Annotated in this window: 14 protein-coding genes; 6 read left to right on the top strand and 8 right to left on the bottom strand. The window is 72.0% G+C overall.

The features are described 5' to 3' along the window. Nucleotides 1-108: 108 nt before the first annotated feature. Complete coding sequence (locus ACJ9NR_RS34530; protein WP_412490735.1) at nucleotides 109-465, top strand: cupin domain-containing protein; 357 nt, start codon at nucleotides 109-111, stop codon at nucleotides 463-465. 9 nt (nucleotides 466-474) lie between these two features. Here ACJ9NR_RS34530 and ACJ9NR_RS34535 read toward each other — a convergent pair whose 3' ends face one another. Together ACJ9NR_RS34535 and ACJ9NR_RS34540 are read right to left on the bottom strand one after the other, a co-directional pair. Then, entirely contained in the window at nucleotides 475-1,830 is a 1,356-nt protein-coding gene (locus ACJ9NR_RS34535) for a VWA domain-containing protein (protein ID WP_491074827.1), read from the bottom strand. Next, nucleotides 1,827-2,684, bottom strand: coding sequence for an AAA family ATPase (locus ACJ9NR_RS34540; protein WP_412491828.1), 858 nt, complete (start codon nucleotides 2,682-2,684; stop codon nucleotides 1,827-1,829). The genes ACJ9NR_RS34535 and ACJ9NR_RS34540 overlap by 4 nt, the downstream gene beginning before the upstream one ends. A gap of 141 nt (nucleotides 2,685-2,825) precedes the next feature. Here ACJ9NR_RS34540 and ACJ9NR_RS34545 point away from each other — a divergent pair, with 141 nt between their 5' ends. Next, the gene (locus ACJ9NR_RS34545) at nucleotides 2,826-3,398 is read left to right on the top strand and encodes a TetR/AcrR family transcriptional regulator (protein ID WP_412490734.1); all 573 of its coding nucleotides are present in this window, start codon (nucleotides 2,826-2,828) and stop codon (nucleotides 3,396-3,398) included. 247 nt (nucleotides 3,399-3,645) lie between these two features. Here ACJ9NR_RS34545 and ACJ9NR_RS34550 read toward each other — a convergent pair whose 3' ends face one another. The 6 genes from ACJ9NR_RS34550 to rhaI form a co-directional block, all read right to left on the bottom strand. After that, nucleotides 3,646-4,314, bottom strand: a complete 669-nt coding sequence (locus ACJ9NR_RS34550; protein WP_412490733.1) for a LutC/YkgG family protein — start codon at nucleotides 4,312-4,314, stop codon at nucleotides 3,646-3,648. Further along, nucleotides 4,311-5,813: a LutB/LldF family L-lactate oxidation iron-sulfur protein gene (locus ACJ9NR_RS34555; RefSeq protein ID WP_412490732.1), complete on the bottom strand. Its 1,503-nt coding sequence runs from the start codon at nucleotides 5,811-5,813 to the stop codon at nucleotides 4,311-4,313. Before ACJ9NR_RS34555 ends, ACJ9NR_RS34550 begins: the two co-directional genes overlap by 4 nt. Beyond that, nucleotides 5,810-6,565 (bottom strand): (Fe-S)-binding protein, encoded by a 756-nt coding sequence (locus tag ACJ9NR_RS34560; RefSeq protein WP_412490731.1) that lies wholly within the window; start codon nucleotides 6,563-6,565, stop codon nucleotides 5,810-5,812. Before ACJ9NR_RS34560 ends, ACJ9NR_RS34555 begins: the two co-directional genes overlap by 4 nt. Nucleotides 6,566-6,637: 72 nt before the next feature. Continuing rightward, nucleotides 6,638-8,086, bottom strand: a complete 1,449-nt coding sequence (locus ACJ9NR_RS34565; RefSeq protein WP_412490730.1) for a rhamnulokinase — start codon at nucleotides 8,084-8,086, stop codon at nucleotides 6,638-6,640. Then, nucleotides 8,083-10,122, bottom strand: coding sequence for a bifunctional aldolase/short-chain dehydrogenase (locus ACJ9NR_RS34570; RefSeq protein WP_412490729.1), 2,040 nt, complete (start codon nucleotides 10,120-10,122; stop codon nucleotides 8,083-8,085). Before ACJ9NR_RS34570 ends, ACJ9NR_RS34565 begins: the two co-directional genes overlap by 4 nt. A 132-nt stretch (nucleotides 10,123-10,254) precedes the next feature. Further along, nucleotides 10,255-11,415, bottom strand: coding sequence for an L-rhamnose isomerase (gene rhaI, locus ACJ9NR_RS34575; protein ID WP_412490728.1), 1,161 nt, complete (start codon nucleotides 11,413-11,415; stop codon nucleotides 10,255-10,257). Between the two features lie 271 nt (nucleotides 11,416-11,686). On the opposite strand from rhaI, the gene ACJ9NR_RS34580 reads away from it, so the two are divergent. From ACJ9NR_RS34580 to rhaS, 4 genes are all read left to right on the top strand, one after another. Then, nucleotides 11,687-13,204: a sugar ABC transporter ATP-binding protein gene (locus ACJ9NR_RS34580; RefSeq protein WP_412490727.1), complete on the top strand. Its 1,518-nt coding sequence runs from the start codon at nucleotides 11,687-11,689 to the stop codon at nucleotides 13,202-13,204. Then, entirely contained in the window at nucleotides 13,201-14,241 is a 1,041-nt protein-coding gene (locus ACJ9NR_RS34585) for an ABC transporter permease (protein WP_412490726.1), read from the top strand. Before ACJ9NR_RS34580 ends, ACJ9NR_RS34585 begins: the two co-directional genes overlap by 4 nt. Further along, on the top strand, nucleotides 14,234-15,208 hold the full coding sequence (locus ACJ9NR_RS34590; RefSeq protein WP_412490725.1) for an ABC transporter permease: 975 nt from the start codon (nucleotides 14,234-14,236) through the stop codon (nucleotides 15,206-15,208). Before ACJ9NR_RS34585 ends, ACJ9NR_RS34590 begins: the two co-directional genes overlap by 8 nt. Before the next feature lie 125 nt (nucleotides 15,209-15,333). Further along, nucleotides 15,334-16,413 (top strand): rhamnose ABC transporter substrate-binding protein, encoded by a 1,080-nt coding sequence (gene rhaS / locus ACJ9NR_RS34595; RefSeq protein ID WP_412490724.1) that lies wholly within the window; start codon nucleotides 15,334-15,336, stop codon nucleotides 16,411-16,413. Nucleotides 16,414-16,426 lie beyond the last annotated feature (13 nt).

Here is a 16,426-nt window from a genome sequence, read left to right on the forward strand (position 1 = left end):
ACCGCCTGTCCAGCCGTCCCGGTGCGGGCTCCTGAATGGCGGCGCCGACTGGACAGGCGGACGATGGTGTGGTGGGCGGGACCCGAAACGGAGCTGGAGGGAGCCGTCATGATCGAGGTCAAGGCCGTCGACAAACCCGACGAGCGGCGCGATTTCCCGCGCGGCCATCTCGAGGCCGTCCATCTGACCGGACTCGACTTCGCCGTGGGCACGTTCGAGCCGGGCTGGCGCTGGTCGGAGTGCGTGGCACCGATCGCCGGGACACCGAGCTGCCAGGTCCACCACAACGGGTACTGCGTCTCGGGGCGCATGCAGATCCGCATGGACGGCGGCGGTGAACGCGAGGTCGGACCGGGCGACGTCTTCGTCATCAGCCCCGGACACGACGCCTGGGTCGTCGGCGACGAACCCTGCGTGGTGTACGACTTCGCGGGCACCATGGCGACCGACTACGCCAAGGCGTGAGAGAGGGAGTCACACCAGAAGCAGGCGGGTGATCAGGGCGCCGAGCTGGCGGGCGTTGCGGCATTCACGCATCTCCACCAGCTCGGCGTACTCGGGCGCGGCCGAGTCGCCCGTGCCCCACAGGGCGCGCGGCTCGGGGTTGAGCCAGTGGACGCGGCGGGCCCGTTCACCGATGTGCCGGACCGCCGCCAGGTTCGGGTCGCTCATGTTCGTACGGGCGTCGCCGAGTACGAACACCGTCGTGCGCGGCCCGACCGCGTCGCCGTAGCGCTCGGCGAACTCGCCGAGTGCGACGCCGTAGTCGCTGCTGCCGTGCCAGCCGGTGAGCGTCGCCTCCGCCCGGATGCGGGCGCCCAGCCCCTGCGGGTCGGCCGCGCCGTGCTCGAGGAGCGGGGTCACCTCGTCGAGCCGGTTGACGAAGGCGAACACCCGCACCTTGCTGAACTGGTCGTGCAGCGCCTGCACCAGCAGCATCGTGAAGTCCGAGAACCCGGACACCGACCCCGACACATCGCACAGCAGCACCAGTTCCGGCCGCACCGGACGGCGCCTGCGCAGCACCGGCTTCACCGGCACACCGCCCGTCGACAGCGACCCGCGCAGGGTGCGGCGCAGGTCGATGCCGCCGCGGGCGGCGCGGCGCCGGCGGGCCGCGAGCCGGGTGGCGAGCCTGCGGGCCAGCGGCTGCACCGTCCGGCGCAGCTCGGCCAGCTGGAGCTTGCCGGCGTAGAGGAAGTCGACCCGGTCGGGCGTCGTGGCCACCGCGCGCCGGGCGAGTTCGTCGCGGTCGCGCCGCTCGGCGACCCGGCGCCGTGCCTCCGCGGCCACCTGCCGGCGGAAGACCTCGATCCGCCGCCGTATCTCGTCCTCCAGCAGCCGGTCGGTGAAGCCGGACGTGCCGTCCTGTGCCCGGAGGGTGTCGCGGACGCGGGCCAACAGCGTCTGCGGGCGGATCCGGTCGAGGGTCTGCTGCGCGGACCAGCCGTCCGCGGCGGCGGAGGAGCCGTATCCGCCGAAGCCGTCCACCGCCTCGGCCGCCAGCCGCGCCGTCAGCGCCTCGTCGCCCGCCGCCAGCGCCCGCGCGAGCCGGTCGCGCAGATCGTCCCGGTCCGCGGACCCGCCGTCGGGCGCGCCGACGCCGCGCGGGAAGTACAGGTCGAAGACCGGGTCGAACACCCGGCGCTGGACCGTGTCGTGCAGCAGTGCCGAGGCCAGTCCCTCCCGCAGCAGCTCACGGTCGGTGAGGCCCAGCGCCGCCACCGCCCGCGCGGCGTCCACGGTCTCGCCGGTGCCGATCCGCATGCCGTGCGCCCGCAAGGCCCCGACGAGGGACGTCAGGCGCTCGGCCACCCCGGGGGCGGTCACACGGCGTCCAGGTCGAGCTTGGCCGCCGCCTTCAGCACGTCGTCCTGGTGCTTGAGCAGGACGCCCAGACTGTCGCGTACGACGGTCTCGTCCAGGGTGCCGGCCCCGAGCGCGAGCAGGGTGCGCGCCCAGTCGATGGTCTCGGCGACCGAGGGCACCTTGCGCAGGTCCATGGCGCGCAGCGCCCCGACCACGCGGACCACAGAGGAGGCCAGCGCCTCGTCCAGGCCGGGCACCTTCAGCCGGACGATGCGGCGCTCCAGTTCCTCGTCGGGGAAGCCGATGTGCAGGAACAGGCAGCGGCGGCGCAGGGCCTCGGACAGTTCACGGCTCGCGTTCGAGGTGAGGACGACGAAGGGGCGGCGCGTCGCGGTGATCGTGCCCAGCTCCGGGACGGTGACCTGGAAGTCGCTGAGCACCTCCAGGAGCAGGCCCTCCACCTCGACGTCCGCCTTGTCGGTCTCGTCGATCAGCAGCACCTTGGCGTCGTCGCCGCGGATCGCGGTGAGCAGGGGGCGGGTGAGCAGGTACTCCTCGCTGAAGATGTCCGTGCGGGTCTCGTCCCACGTCTCGTCGCGGCCCGCGCTGATGCGCAGCAGCTGCTTGGCGTGGTTCCACTCGTACAGCGCGCGGGACTCGTCGACGCCCTCGTAGCACTGCAGCCGGACCAGCCGCGCCCGGGCCACCTCGGCCACGGCCTTGGCGAGTTCCGTCTTGCCGACCCCGGCGGGACCCTCGACCAGCAGCGGCTTGCCCAGCCGGTCGGCGAGGAAGACGGTCGTGGCGACCGCGGGCGAGGCGAGGTACCCGGTGGCGGCCAGGCGCGCGGAGACGTCGTCGACGGATGTGAACAGCAACGGGGCCTCCAGCGCGGCACGGGTCGGAAGCTACTATCTAAGCGCTTGTTCACCCCCTGTGTCACGGGGTCGCGACCCCGGAGGCGCCGGTAGACCGATCGGTTTCCTTGCTGTGCGCGGCGGAGGTAACCTCGCCGTATGACCACGACGACGGACAAGGCGTCCACGAAGGAACGGCTGCTGGACGCGGCGGCCGAACTCTTCTACCGCGACGGCGTCTCCATCGGCGTCGAGGCATTGTGCAGGACGGCCGGTGTCTCCAAGCGTTCGATGTACCAGCTCTTCGCCGGCAAGGACGAGGTCCTCGCGGCGAGCCTGGAGCGCCGCGCCCCCGGATACGCGGCGCGGCTCACGCCGCGCGATGAGGGCACCCTCACACCGCGCGAACGCATCCTCTACGTCTTCGAGCAGGCGGAGAAGCTCTCGGCCGACCCCGGCTACCAGGGCTGCCCCTTCCTCGCCGCGCTGGTCGAGCTGAAGGACCCCGAGCACCCGGCGAGCGTGGTGGCCCGCCGGGCCAAGGAGCGGCTGCAGGAGGGATTCCGAGCGCAGGCGGAGCTGGGCGGCGCGCGGGACCCGCAGCTCCTCGCCCGCCAGCTGATGCTCGTCTTCGACGGCGCGAGCGCCCGGGCCGGCGCCCGGATCGAGACGCTGGCCGGCCTGACCACGGCCACGGTGACGACGCTGCTGGACGCGGCGGGCGTGGCGTAGCGGAAGGGGCGGCGCACGGCGACGCGGAACATCCCACCGGTAGCGCCCCACCGGTGCCGCCGCGATGTGCCGCGTGCCCTCTGCTGTCGGGCTGTCGGGCGGTCGGGCTGTCGTGCCTCGGCGTCCGGCGCCTGCCGCGCCGTCGTGGCCGGTCGCGGTTCCCCGCGCCGCTGCAGGGCGCTGCCGGGCCGCGGGGGCTTCGCCCGAGCCGCCCGCCGCCCGAGCAGCCTGCCCCCTGCGGACGGTCCTACGACGAGGTCCCGGTGCTCGGGCGGCCGCTCATCAGCACCACTTCCAGGGTGCGCGGACCGTGCACCCCCTCGACCCGGTCCAGCTCGATGTCGCTGGTCGCCGACGGACCGGAGATCCACGTCAACGGGTGGGCGGGGTCGAGCCGTTCGAGGGCCTGGGGAACGGCGGAGACGACCTGTTCGGGGACCCGGACGACGCAGACGTGGTGGTCGGGGACGAGCGTGATGCGACGGCGGCCCTGGTCGGGGCCGCCGTCCAGCACGATCGTGCCGGTCTCGGCGATCGCCACCGCGCAGCCGGTGACCACGCTGTCGACCCGGTCCAGTTCGTGCGGGGTGCTCCCGGCACGGTCCGGGATCCGCTCGGCGTCCGTGCCGTCGAGCCACGCCTCGTCCAGGCCGGGGGGTACCAGGACCGTCCGCGAGCCCCGCTCGGCCAGCAACCGGCCGATCAGCGAGGCCAGCTCGCCCGCCTCGCAGCGGTGCACGACGGCCCGGTAGTCGGCCAGGTTCTCGGCGAGCAGTTCCACCGTCCGCGCGACATCGCGGTTGCCGTGCTCGCGCAGATACTCGCGCCGCACCGCCTGTTCGTACGGCGGGTCGTCGCTCGGCACGTCGGCGAGCGCACGCCGCACCCGGCCCAGGATCCGTTCCCTGCTGCTCACTTCGCCGCCCCCTTGCCGCCGTCCTCGCCGTGCGTGCGCTGCCACCAGTCACGGAACGGTTCCGGGGGTACGGCCGGCAGGTCCCGGCTGCCGCTCCACGCCCGGCCCGGTCCCGGCAGCGTCCGCGGGTGGAGGCGGCGGGTGCGGGAGGCGAGGCGCTGGCCGGCGCGCAGGGCGCCGGGGTGGGCGAAGGCCCAGCGGGCGGCCCGCATCGCGGCACGTTCGGCGGCGTGTCCCCTGGCGGGCCGCAAGGTCACCTTGTTGCCCCCACGGATCACCTGCCCGCCCTCGACGACCCGCTCGCGCAGGTGGACGAGGACTTCGGGAATGTCGATCGCGACCGGACAGACCTCGTAGCACGCCCCGCACAGCGAGGAGGCGAAGGGCAGGGAGGCGTCGATCTCGCTCTGCGTGCCGCGCAGCTGGGGACTGAGGATGGCACCGATCGGGCCGGGATAGACCGAGCCGTAGGCGTGGCCGCCGGCCCGCTCGTACACCGGGCAGACGTTGAGGCAGGCCGAGCAGCGGATGCAGCGCAGGGCCTGGCGGCCGACCTCGTCGGCGAGGGTGTCCGTACGGCCGTTGTCCAGCAGCACCAGGTGGAAGGCTCGCGGCCCGTCGTCCTCCCCGGCGCGGCCGCCCCCGGTGCCGGTCCACATCGAGGTGTAGGGATTCATCCGCTCGGCGGTCGAGGAGCGGGGCAGGGTCTGCAGGAACACCTCCAGGTCCCGCCAGGTGGGCACGATCTTCTCGATGCCGACGACCGAGATCAGGGTCTCGGGCAGGGTCAGGCACATCCGCCCGTTGCCCTCGGACTCCACGACCACCAGCGTGCCGGTGTCGGCGACCATGAAGTTGGCACCGGAGATGCCGACCTTGGCACGCAGGAACTTCTCGCGCAGGTGCAGGCGGGCGGCCTCGGCCAGTTCGGCCGGGGTGTCGGTCAGGCCCTCGGGTGCCGGCCGGCCCCACCCGCCCATCTCGGCGCGGAAGATGTCCCGGATCTCACCGCGGTTGCGGTGGATGGCGGGGACCAGGATGTGCGAGGGCCGGTCCCTGCCCAGCTGCACGATCAGCTCGGCGAGATCGGTCTCGTAGGCGCGGATGCCCTCCGCCTCCAGTGCCTCGTTGAGGCCGATCTCCTGCGTCGCCATCGACTTGACCTTGACGACCTCCGACTCCCCGGTCGCCTTGACCAGGTCCGCCACGATCCGGTTGGCCTCGTCGGCGTCGGCGGCCCAGTGCACGGTGCCGCCGGCCGCCGTGACCGACTCCTCCAACTGCTCCAGGTACCGGTCGAGATGGCGCAGCGTATGGTCCTTGATCCGCTTGCCGGCCTCCCGCAGCGCCGCCCAGTCGGACACCTCCGCGACGGCCTTGGCCCGCTTGGCGCGGATGGTGTGCGTCGCGTGCCGCAGGTTGCCCCGCAGCGTCTCGTCGCGCACCGCCGCGTGCGCGGCCTCGGGAAAGGCCGGCATCCCCAGATACGTCCCGCTCATACGGCCGGCTCCTCCTCGGTGCTCGCCAGGATCTCCGCGATGTGCACCGGCCGCAGACGGCTGTCCAGCCGCGCCATGGTGCCGCCGATGTGCATCAGGCAGGAGTTGTCGGCCGCGCACAGCACCTGCGCGCCCGTCGACTCGGCGCCCCGCACCTTGTCCGTGCCCATCGCCGCCGAGACGTCGGCGTTCTTCACGGCGAAGGTGCCGCCGAAGCCGCAGCACTCCTCCGCCCCCGGCAGGTCGACCAGTTCCAGACCCCGCACGGCCTCCAGGAGGCGCCGCGGCCGGTCCCCCAGTCCGAGGCCGCGCAGCCCGTGGCAGGTCGGATGGTAGGTCACCCGGTGCGGGTACCAGGCACCGACGTCGGTCACCCCCAGCACGTCCACCAGGAACTCCGTGAGTTCGTACGTCTTCGGAGCCACCCGCTCCAGCGTCACCGCGAGGGTGTCCCCGCGTCCCTCGGCCCGGGCCCGCTCGCCCATCCGCGGATACAGCTCCCGCACCATCGCCCCGCACGACCCGGACGGCGTGACGATCGCCTCGTACTCCGCGAAGACGTCGGAGAAATGCCGGGCGAGCGGCTCGGCCTCATGACGGTACCCGGTGTTGTAGTGCGCCTGCCCGCAGCACGTCTGGGCCATCGGGAAGTCGACCTCGACGCCCAGCCTGGTCAGCAGTTTCACCACGGCGCGCCCGGTGTCCGGATAGAGCGTGTCGTTGACGCAGGTCAGGAACAGGGCGACACGCATCGCGGCTCCTTGATGTCGATCATCGGATGAGTGCAGGGTAGTCCGGGCACGGGGGTGCGGGGGAGACCCCGCTCACCCCCCGGCGAGCCGGGCCTGTGCCGCACGCCAGCGCGCGGTGTCGCCCCGCGGCTCGTAACGGGTGAGCGGCTGGGAGCGGGTGAGCAGGCGCCGCCCGCCCGCCAGGTCGCCGACGAGCCCGTGGGCCCGGGCCTGCACCAGCACGTTGCCCAGCGCGGCGGCCTCCGTCGGGCCGGCCACCACGGGCAGCCCGCAGGCGTCGGCGGTCAGCTGGCACAGCAGGCCGTTGCGGGTACCGCCGCCGACGACGTGCACCACGTCCACCGGATGGTCCGCCAGCCGCTGGGCGTCCTCGACGGCCCTGCGGTGGGCGAGGGCGAGCGAGTCGAGGATGCACCGGGTGGTCCCGGCGGGCGAGGCGGGCACCGGTTGCCCCGAGGCGCGGCACGCCTCGGCGATCCGCTCCGGCATCCGGCCCGGCGCCAGGAACGCCGCGTCCCCCGCGTCCACCACCGACCGCAGCGCCGGCACCTCGGCCGCCGCGCGCAGCAGGCCGCCCAGCTCCGGCTCGCCCCAGGCCCGCAGGCACTCCTGGAGCAGCCACAGCCCCATGATGTTGCGCAGGTAGCGGACGGTGCCGTCCAGCCCCAGCTCATTGGTGAAGTTCGCGGCCCGGCTCGCCTCGGTCAGCACGGGCGCGCCCAGCTCCAGACCGGCCAGCGACCAGGTCCCGGTGCAGATGTAGGCGAACCGCTCGCCGCCGGCCGGCACGGCGACCACGGCCGACGCCGTGTCGTGCGAGCCGACCGTGGTCACCGGCACCGGACCGCGCAGCCCGGTCTCCGCCAGCACCTCCGGCCGCAGCGCACCCGCCGGATCGCCCGGCCGGCGCAGCGGCGCGAACAGGCCGAGGTCCACCCCGAGCCGGGAGGCGACGTCGTGGGACCAGTCCCGGGTGCGGGGGTCGATCAGCTGGGTCGTCGAGGCGTTGGTCAGCTCGGTGCCCTGTTCACCGGTCAGCCAGTAGGACAGCAGATCCGGAATGAGCAACAGCCGCCCGGCGGCGGCCAGTTGCGCCGAGCCCCGGGCCGCCACCAGCTGGTACAGCGTGTTGAAGGGCGCGTACTGCAGCCCGGTCGCCGCGTACAGCCGTTCGGCCGGCAGCGTCGCCCACACCTTCTCCGCGACGCCCTCGGTGCGGGGGTCCCGGTAGTGCACGGGGTTGCCGAGCAGCGCCCCGTCGCGGTCCAGCAGGCCGTAGTCCACGGCCCAGCTGTCGATACCGACGGAGTCCACCCGGCCGGCGGCCCGCAGCCCGTCCAGGACACCCCCGTACAGCGCGAGGACGTCCCAGCGCAGTCCCTCCGGCACACGCACCGGCCGGTTCGCGAACCGGTGCGCCTCGGTCAGCTCCAGGCTGCCGGGGCCCACCCGGCCGACCATGACGCGCCCGCTGGAGGCGCCCAGGTCGACCGCGGCGTACGCCTTCACGGTTGCGCTCATCGAAGGAAGGCGGCCGCGACGCCGGCGTCGACCGGGATGTGCAGCCCGGTGGTGTGCGTCAGCTCCCCGCCGGTGAGCGCGAAGACGGCGTTCGCGACGTGCTCCGGCAGCACCTCCCGCTTCAGGATGGTGCGCTGGGCGTAGAACTCGCCCAGCTTCTCCTCCGGCACGCCGTACACGGCCGCCCGCTGGGCACCCCAGCCCCCGGCGAAGATCCCGGAGCCGCGCACCACGCCGTCCGGGTTGACGCCGTTGACGCGGATGCCGTGCTCACCCAGCTCGGCCGCCAGCAGCCGCACCTGATGGGCCTGGTCGGCCTTGGTGGCGGAGTAGGCGATGTTGTTGGGCCCGGCGAAGACGGCGTTCTTGGAGGCGATGTAGACGATGTCGCCGCCCAGGCCCTGCGCGGTCATCACCCGGGCCGCCTCCCGCGAGACGAGGAAGGAACCGCGGGCCATGATGTCGTGCTGGAGGTCCCAGTCGCGCGCCGACGTCTCCAGCAGCGGCTTGGAGACGGAGATGCCGGCGTTGTTCACGACCAGGTCGACCCCGCCGAAGGCGAGCACGGCCGCCTTGAACGCCGCCGCGATCTGCTCCTCCGAGGTGACGTCCACGGTCACCGCGACGGCCGTGTCCGGCCCGCCCAGCTCCTCGGCGACGGCGACCGCGTTGTCCGCGTCCAGGTCGGCGACGACGACACAGGCGCCCTCACCGGCCAGCCGCCGCGCGATGGCCCTGCCGATCCCGCTGCCCGCCCCGGTCACCAGTGCCACCCGGGTGGCCAGCGGCTTGGGCCTGGGCATGCGCCGGAGCTTGGCCTCCTCCAGCGCCCAGTACTCGATGCGGAACTTCTCCGACTCCTCGATGGGCGCGTACGTGGAGACGGCCTCGGCGCCGCGCATCACGTTGATGGCGTTGACGTAGAACTCCCCGGCCACGCGCGCGGTCTGCTTGTCCTTGCCGAAGGAGAACATGCCGACGCCCGGGACGAGTACGATCGCCGGGTCGGCGCCGCGCATCGCGGGGGAGTCGGGAGCCGCGTGCCGCCGGTAGTAGCCGGCGTACTCCTCGCGGTAGGCGGTGTGCAGCTCCTTCAGCCGGGCGATCGCCTCCTCCGGCGGAGCGGTCGGCGGCAGGTCCAGGACGAGCGGGCGGACCTTGGTGCGCAGGAAGTGGTCGGGGCAGGAGGTGCCCAGCGCGGCGAGCCTCGGGTGCTCGGCGCGGGCCAGGAAGTCGAGCACCACGTCGGCGTCGGTGAAGTGCCCGACCTGCGGCTTGTCCTGGGAGGCGAGGGCCCGGACGTACGGGACGAGGGCAGCCGCCCGTTCACGCCGCTCCGCGGCTTCCAGAGGCGCGTATCCCTCCAGAACGGGTCCGAACGGCTCCGGCCTGCCCTTCTCCGTCAGGAACGCCTCCGCGGTGCGGATGATGTGCAGCGAGTTGCGCTCGCACTCCTCGGAGGTGGCACCCCACGCCGTGATCCCGTGCCCGCCCAGGACGCAGCCGACGGCCTGGGGGTTGGCCTCCTTGACCGCCGCGATGTCCAGCCCGAGCTGGAAGCCGGGGCGCCGCCAGGGCACCCACACCACCGAGTCGCCGAAGCACTCGGCGGTCAGCTTCTCCCCGTCGGCGGCACACGCCAGCGCGATCCCGGAGTCGGGATGCAGATGGTCGACATGCGGGGCCCCGACGAGCCCGTGCATGGCCGTGTCGATGGAGGGCGCCGCGCCGCCCCTGCCGTGCAGGCAGTAGTCGAAGGCGGCGACCATCTCGTCCTCCCGCTCGACACCCGGGTAGACGTCGGCCAGCGCCCGCATCCGGTCCAGCCGGAGCACGGCGAGTCCGTTCTCGGTGAGCGTGCCGAGGTCGCCGCCGGAGCCCTTGACCCACATCAGCTCGACGTCGCCGCCGGTGACGGGGTCGGTGGCGGTGCCCTTCGCCGAGGCGTTCCCGCCGGCGTAGTTGGTGTTGCGCGGGTCCGAACCGAGCCGGTGCGAACGGGCGAGAAGAGCGGCGGCTTCGGGATGCGGTGCCATGATCGGGTCTCTTCCTTGCTGCGTAGGGACAGTGCGGGTGCGAGGACGGCGGGTGCGGCGACGGCGGGTGCGGCGACTGCGGGTGCGAGGACGGCCGGTGCCAGGGCGGCGGCGGTGCCGGGCGGCGGAGGGTCAGGCGCCCCAGCCGGCCTGGGTGCCGCCGACGCGTTCGGCGGTGATGCGCTCCTGCCACCCCGAGCGGCGGTAGGCGGCGACCGGGTCGGCGTCCAGCCCCGACTCCTCGCGCACCTCGGCGAGGAGCGGCCGTACGTCGGTGTTGTAGGCGTCCATGAGGACGGCGTTCGCACCGAGCACGTCGCCCTCGCGCTGGGCGGTGGCGAGCGCGTCCCGGTCGACCAGCAACGCTTTCGCGGTGGCTTCCTGCACGTTCATCACGGATCGGATGATGGCGGGGATCTTGGCCTCGATGTTGTGGCACTGGTCGAGCATGAAAGCCACGTCCGAGGTGAGTCCGCCGCCGCGGACGACCTCGTACATGATGCGGAACAACTGGAAGGGGTCCGCCGCGCCCACCATGAGGTCGTCGTCGGCGTAGAAGCGGGAGTTGAAGTCGAACCCGCCGAGCTTTCCCTCCCGCAGCAGCGTCGCGACGATGAACTCGATGTTGGTGCCGGGTGCGTGGTGTCCGGTGTCGACGACGACCTGGGCCTTCTCGCCCAGTTTGAGGCAGTGGGCGTAGGCGGTGCCCCAGTCGGGCACGTCGGTGGTGTAGAAGGCGGGTTCGAAGAACTTGTACTCCAGCAGCATGCGCTGCTCGTCGCCGAGCCGCCGGTAGACCTCGGCGAGGCTTTCCGCGAGCCGGTCCTGGCGTGCGCGGATGTCGTCCTGGCCGGGGTAGTTGGTGCCGTCGGCGAACCACAGCTTCAGGTCCCTGGATCCCGTGGCGTCCATGATGTCGACGCATTCGAGGAGATGGTCGACGGCCTTGCGGCGTACGGCCGCGTCCGGGTGGCAGACGCTGCCGAGCCGGTAGTCGTCGTCCTGGAAGGTGTTGGAGTTGATCGCCCCCAGCTTCAGGCCGTGGTCCTCGGCGTACTTCGCCAGCGCGCCGTAGTCGTCGACCTTGTCCCACGGGATGTGCAGGGCGACGGTCGGGGCCACGCCGGTGAACGCGTGCACCTGGGCGGCGTCGGCCAGCTTCTCCTGCGGGGTGCGGGGGACGCCTCGCTGGGCGAACACCTTGAACCGGGTCCCCGAGTTCCCGTACGCCCATGACGGCGTCTCGACTGCCTGGGTCTTCAGCGCGGTCTTCACCGCGGCGAGCTCGGTCACTTCAGGGCTCCTGTGACGTCGGGCCGGAACGGCTTCCGTATGAATCGATTCAGAACGTGAAGCTTAGGCGCGTCAGCAGGGGTGTCAAGCGTTCCCGCACTCCTTGTTGCCCGTTGCCCGACCGTGACCTTCGGCTCAGGGAGGGCTCTCGGAACTTTTTCGACACGGACCCATTGACGGGACATGCGGAGCGCGCCTAACGTCCCGGCAACCAAGTTGAAACCTTTCACGACGTCCTGAGCCACTGGTCGACGTCGTCGAGGAGCCCTTCATGACCCACCCGTCCGACACGGGCCCGGCCCCGGTGCTGGCGCTCGAGGACATCTCGAAGTCCTTCGGCGCGGTGCGCGCCCTGCGGGACGTCTCCCTGGAGCTGTTCCCCGGTGAGGTGCACGCACTCGCCGGCGAGAACGGCGCGGGCAAGTCGACCCTGATCAAGACGCTCGCCGGTGTGCACCGGCCGGACGCCGGCCGGGTGCTGCTCGACGGTGAGCCCGTCGTCTTCCACGGCCCCGGTGACGCCCGTGACGCCGGTATCGCCGTCATCTACCAGGAGCCCACGCTCTTCCCCGACCTGTCGATCGCCGAGAACATCTTCATGGGCCGCCAGCCGCGGCGCGCCCTCGGCCGCATCGACCACAAGGCCACCCACGCCGCGACCCTGGCCCTGATGCGGCGGCTCGGCGTCGAGCTCGACCCCGACCGCCCGGCCCGCGGCCTGTCCATCGCCGACCAGCAGATCGTCGAGATCGCCAAGGCCCTGTCCTTCGAGGCGCGCGTCCTGATCATGGACGAGCCGACCGCCGCCCTCACCGGCAGCGAGGTGGCCCGGCTCTTCGGCGTCGTACGGGCCCTGCGCGAACAGGGCGCCGCGGTGCTGTTCATCTCCCACCGGCTGGAGGAGATCTTCGAGATCTGCCGGCGGGTCACCACCCTGCGCGACGGCGCCTGGATCGCCAGCGAGCCGGTCGAGGGCATGACGGAGGACGACCTCGTGCGGCGCATGGTCGGCCGCGACCTCGACGAGCTGTATCCCAAGCAGGACGTCCAGGCGGGCGAAGTCGCCCTGCGCGTCAGGCGGTTGACCCGCGAGGGCGTCTTCACCGACGTCTCCTTCGAGGTGCGGCACGGCGAGATCGTCGGTCTCGCCGGACTCGTGGGCGCCGGCCGCACCGAGGTCGCGCGGGCCGTCTTCGGCATCGACCGCTGGGACGCCGGCGAGGTCGAGGTCGAGGGCCGCAGGCTCACCAACGGCGCGCCCTCCACCGCCATGTCCGCCGGCCTCGCCCTCGTCCCCGAGGACCGCCGGGCCCAGGGCCTGGTGATGGGCATGTCCATCGAGCGCAACATCGGCCTGACCGGACTGCGCACGACGGTGCGCGCCGGACTGATGGACCGCGGCGCGGAACGCAGCCGCTCCCTCGACTGGGCCGTCAGACTCCACGTCAAGTACGCCCGGATCGCCGACGCCGTCTCCACCCTGTCCGGCGGCAACCAGCAGAAGGTCGTGCTCGCCAAGTGGCTCGCCACCGGCCCCAAGGTGCTGATCGTCGACGAGCCGACCCGCGGCATCGACGTCGGCACCAAGGCCGAGGTGCACCGGCTGCTCAGCGAACTGGCCGCGGACGGCGTGGCCGTCCTGATGATCTCCTCCGACCTGCCCGAGATCCTCGGCATGGCCGACCGCGTGCTCGTCATGCACGAGGGCCGGCTGACCGCCGAGATCCCCCGCGCCGAAGCCACCGAGGAAACCGTGATGGCCGCAGCAACCGGGAGGGCCGCCGCATGACGGTGACCGCTTCCGACGAGACCCCCGTCGCCGAGGTGCCCAGGTCCGGCGGCACCCGCCTCGTCGACCGCGTCTTCAAGATGCGCGAACTCGCCATCCTGATCGTCTTCCTGGTGATGATCGCCGTCACCCAGGCGGGCAACAGCGAGTTCCTGTCCCAGCAGGGCATCAAGGACCTGCTCCTGAACGCCACCATCCTGGTCCTGGTCGCCACCGGCCAGTCCCTGGTGGTGATCACCAGGAACGTCGACCTCTCGGTCGGCTCCACCCTCGGCATCTGCGCCTTCGCAGCCGGCGACTATCTGCACGGCGGCGGCGACCCGGTGGTCGCCATCCTCCTGGCGGTGCTCCTGGGCATCGGCTTCGGGCTGCTCAACGGCCTGCTCGTCAGCCTCGGCCAGGTGCCCGCGCTGGTCGTCACCCTCGGCACCCTGTACATCATCCGCGGCATCGACTCCATCTGGGTCGGCTCCCGGCAGATCACCGCGGCCGACCTGCCCGGCGGATTCGTGGACTTCGGCTCCGGCGGCATCTGGGCGGTGCCCTGGCTGGCACTGATCGCGCTGGCGGTGCTGGTGGCCACGGCGTACTACCTCAAGCACTTCGGCAGCGGGCGCGAGCTGTACGCGCTCGGCTCCAACCCGGAGGCCGCCCGCCTGGCCGGCATCCCGGTCCGCAAGCGGATCCTGGCCGCGTACACCTTCTGCGGCGGCCTTGCGGGCCTCGCGGGCGCCATGTACCTCGCGCGCTTCGGCAACGTCGACTCCGGCACCGGCACCGGCTACGAACTCACCGTCGTCAGCGCGGTGGTGGTCGGCGGTGTCGTCTTCACCGGCGGCTCCGGCAGCGTCTACGGCGCCGCCCTCGGCGCCCTGCTGCTGACGTCGATCAACAGCGTGCTGCCCGCCCTCGGTGTCAGCTCCGTCTGGGTGCTCGCCATCAACGGCATCCTGCTCATCCTCGCCATCGCGGTCGACCGGATCGTCGCGCTGCGGGTGGCGACCGCCCTGAAGAAGAGGAACGCCCGCCATGCCTGACTCCCTGACGCGCGCCGTCCGCTGGGACACGGTCGTCGGAGCGCTCCTGGTCGTGCTGTTGCTGCTGTCGTTCGCCACGGTCGACGGCTTCGGCAACGCCCTCAACCTGTCCTTCCTGATCGGCAACACCCTGCCCATCGCCCTGATCGCGCTGCCGATGACCCTCCTGGTCGTCTCCGGCGAGATCGACCTGTCCGTCGCCTCCACGGCCGGCCTGTCGGGCGCGGTGATGGGCAAGCTCTGGAACCAGGGCATGGCAATCGAGACGATCATCCCGCTGTGCCTGCTGCTCGGGGTGGTGTGCGGACTGGTCAACGGCCTGCTCGTCACCCGCCTCGGACTGCCCTCCCTCGCCGTCACCATCGGCACCCTCGCCGCCTACCGGGGCATCGCACAGATCGTGCTCGGCTCGAACGCGGTGACCGACTTCCCCGGCCAGTACCTGGACTTCGCCGCCGGGCGCGTCGGCGACACCTTCCTGCCGCAGGCCTTCCTGCCCTTCCTGGTCCTGCTCGCGATCGCCGCCGTCGTCCTGCACGCCACCCCGTTCGGACGCTCGCTCTTCGCGATCGGCGCGAACGAGGAGGCCGCCCGGTTCGCCGGCGTGCGCGTCAAGCGCCACAAGCTGATCCTGTTCACGGTGACCGGCCTGATGTCGGCGCTGACCGGCGTCTTCTGGGCACTGCACTACGCCAGCGCCCGCTACGACAACGCCACCGGCCTCGAACTGTCCGTCGTCGCGGCCGTGCTGCTCGGCGGCATCGACTTCGACGGCGGCAGGGGCACACTCGGCGGCGCGATCGCCGGCGTGTTCCTGCTCGGGGCGCTGCACAACGTGATGAGCCTGCTCAACGTCTCCGCCCAGTCGCAGATCGTCGTCACCGGCGTCCTGCTCGTCATCTCCGTACTCGGCCCCCGGGTCGCACGCCAGATCGCCGTCGCCAGGGCGGCACGCTCGGCCGGTTAGGCCGTCGGCCGGCCCTCGGCCCGCCGCGGCGGCTCGCGCCCACGCCGCGGCAGCCGCAGCACCACACCCAGCCCCGCGCCCCTCGAAGGCGTCTCGCCCACCCCCGTAACAAAGGACCGCACACCATGCGCAAGTCATCCGTCCGCCGTACCTGCGCGGCCCTCGCCGCCGTCACCTCGCTCGCTCTCGCCGCGACCGCCTGCGGCGGCACGACCAAGAACAACTCCAAGAGCGACGGGGCCGCGGCCGCATCGACCGCCAAGGCCGACCCGAACGCCGCCCTGAAGAAGGGCCTGACCGTCGGCTTCCTGCCCAAGCAGGTCAACAACCCCTACTTCACCTCGGCGGACAAGGGCGGCGAGAAGGCGCTGACCGAACTGGGCAGCAAGTACAAGGAGGTCGGCCCCTCCAGTGCCACCGACACCGCGGGCCAGGTGAGTTACGTCAACACCCTCACCCAGCAGCAGGTCGACGCGATGGCCGTCTCCGCGCAGGACCCGGGCGCACTGTGCACGGCGCTGAAGCAGGCCATGAAGAACGGCATCAAGGTCGTCACCTACGACTCCGACACCAAGACCGACTGCCGCAACGCCTTCGTCTCCCAGGCGTCCGCCGAGGACCTCGGCCGCACCGAGGTGCAGCTGCTGGCGAAGCAGATCGGCTACAAGGGCCAGATCGCGATCCTGTCCGCCGCCCAGACCGCCACGAACCAGAACACCTGGATCGGGTTCATGAAGGACGAGCTGAAGGACCCGAAGTACAAGAACGTCAAGCTGGTCAAGATCGCCTACGGCAACGACGACGCGCAGGCCTCCTTCCAGCAGACCCAGGGCCTGCTCCAGCAGTACCCGGACCTGAAGGGGATCATCTCCCCGACCACCGTCGGCATCAAGGCGGCCGCCCAGTACCTGTCCGGTTCCAAGTACAAGGGCAAGGTCAGGCTGACCGGCCTGGGCACCCCCAACGACATGCGCAAGTACGTCAAGAACGGCACGGTCGAGGCCTTCGAGCTGTGGGACCCGGCCAAGCTCGGCGACCTCGCCGCCCGCACCGCCGTCGCCCTGTCCTCCGGGCAGATCACCGGCAAGGAGGGCGAGACCTTCAAGGCCGGCTCGACGACGTACACGATCGGCAAGGACGGAGTGATCAACCTCGGCAAGCCCACCGTGTTCAACGCCCAGAACATCGACCAGTTCAACTTCTGATCACCGGCCGGTT

The organism is Streptomyces sediminimaris, from assembly GCF_047049295.1.
GTDB classification, from domain to species: Bacteria; Actinomycetota; Actinomycetes; order Streptomycetales; family Streptomycetaceae; genus Streptomyces; species Streptomyces sediminimaris.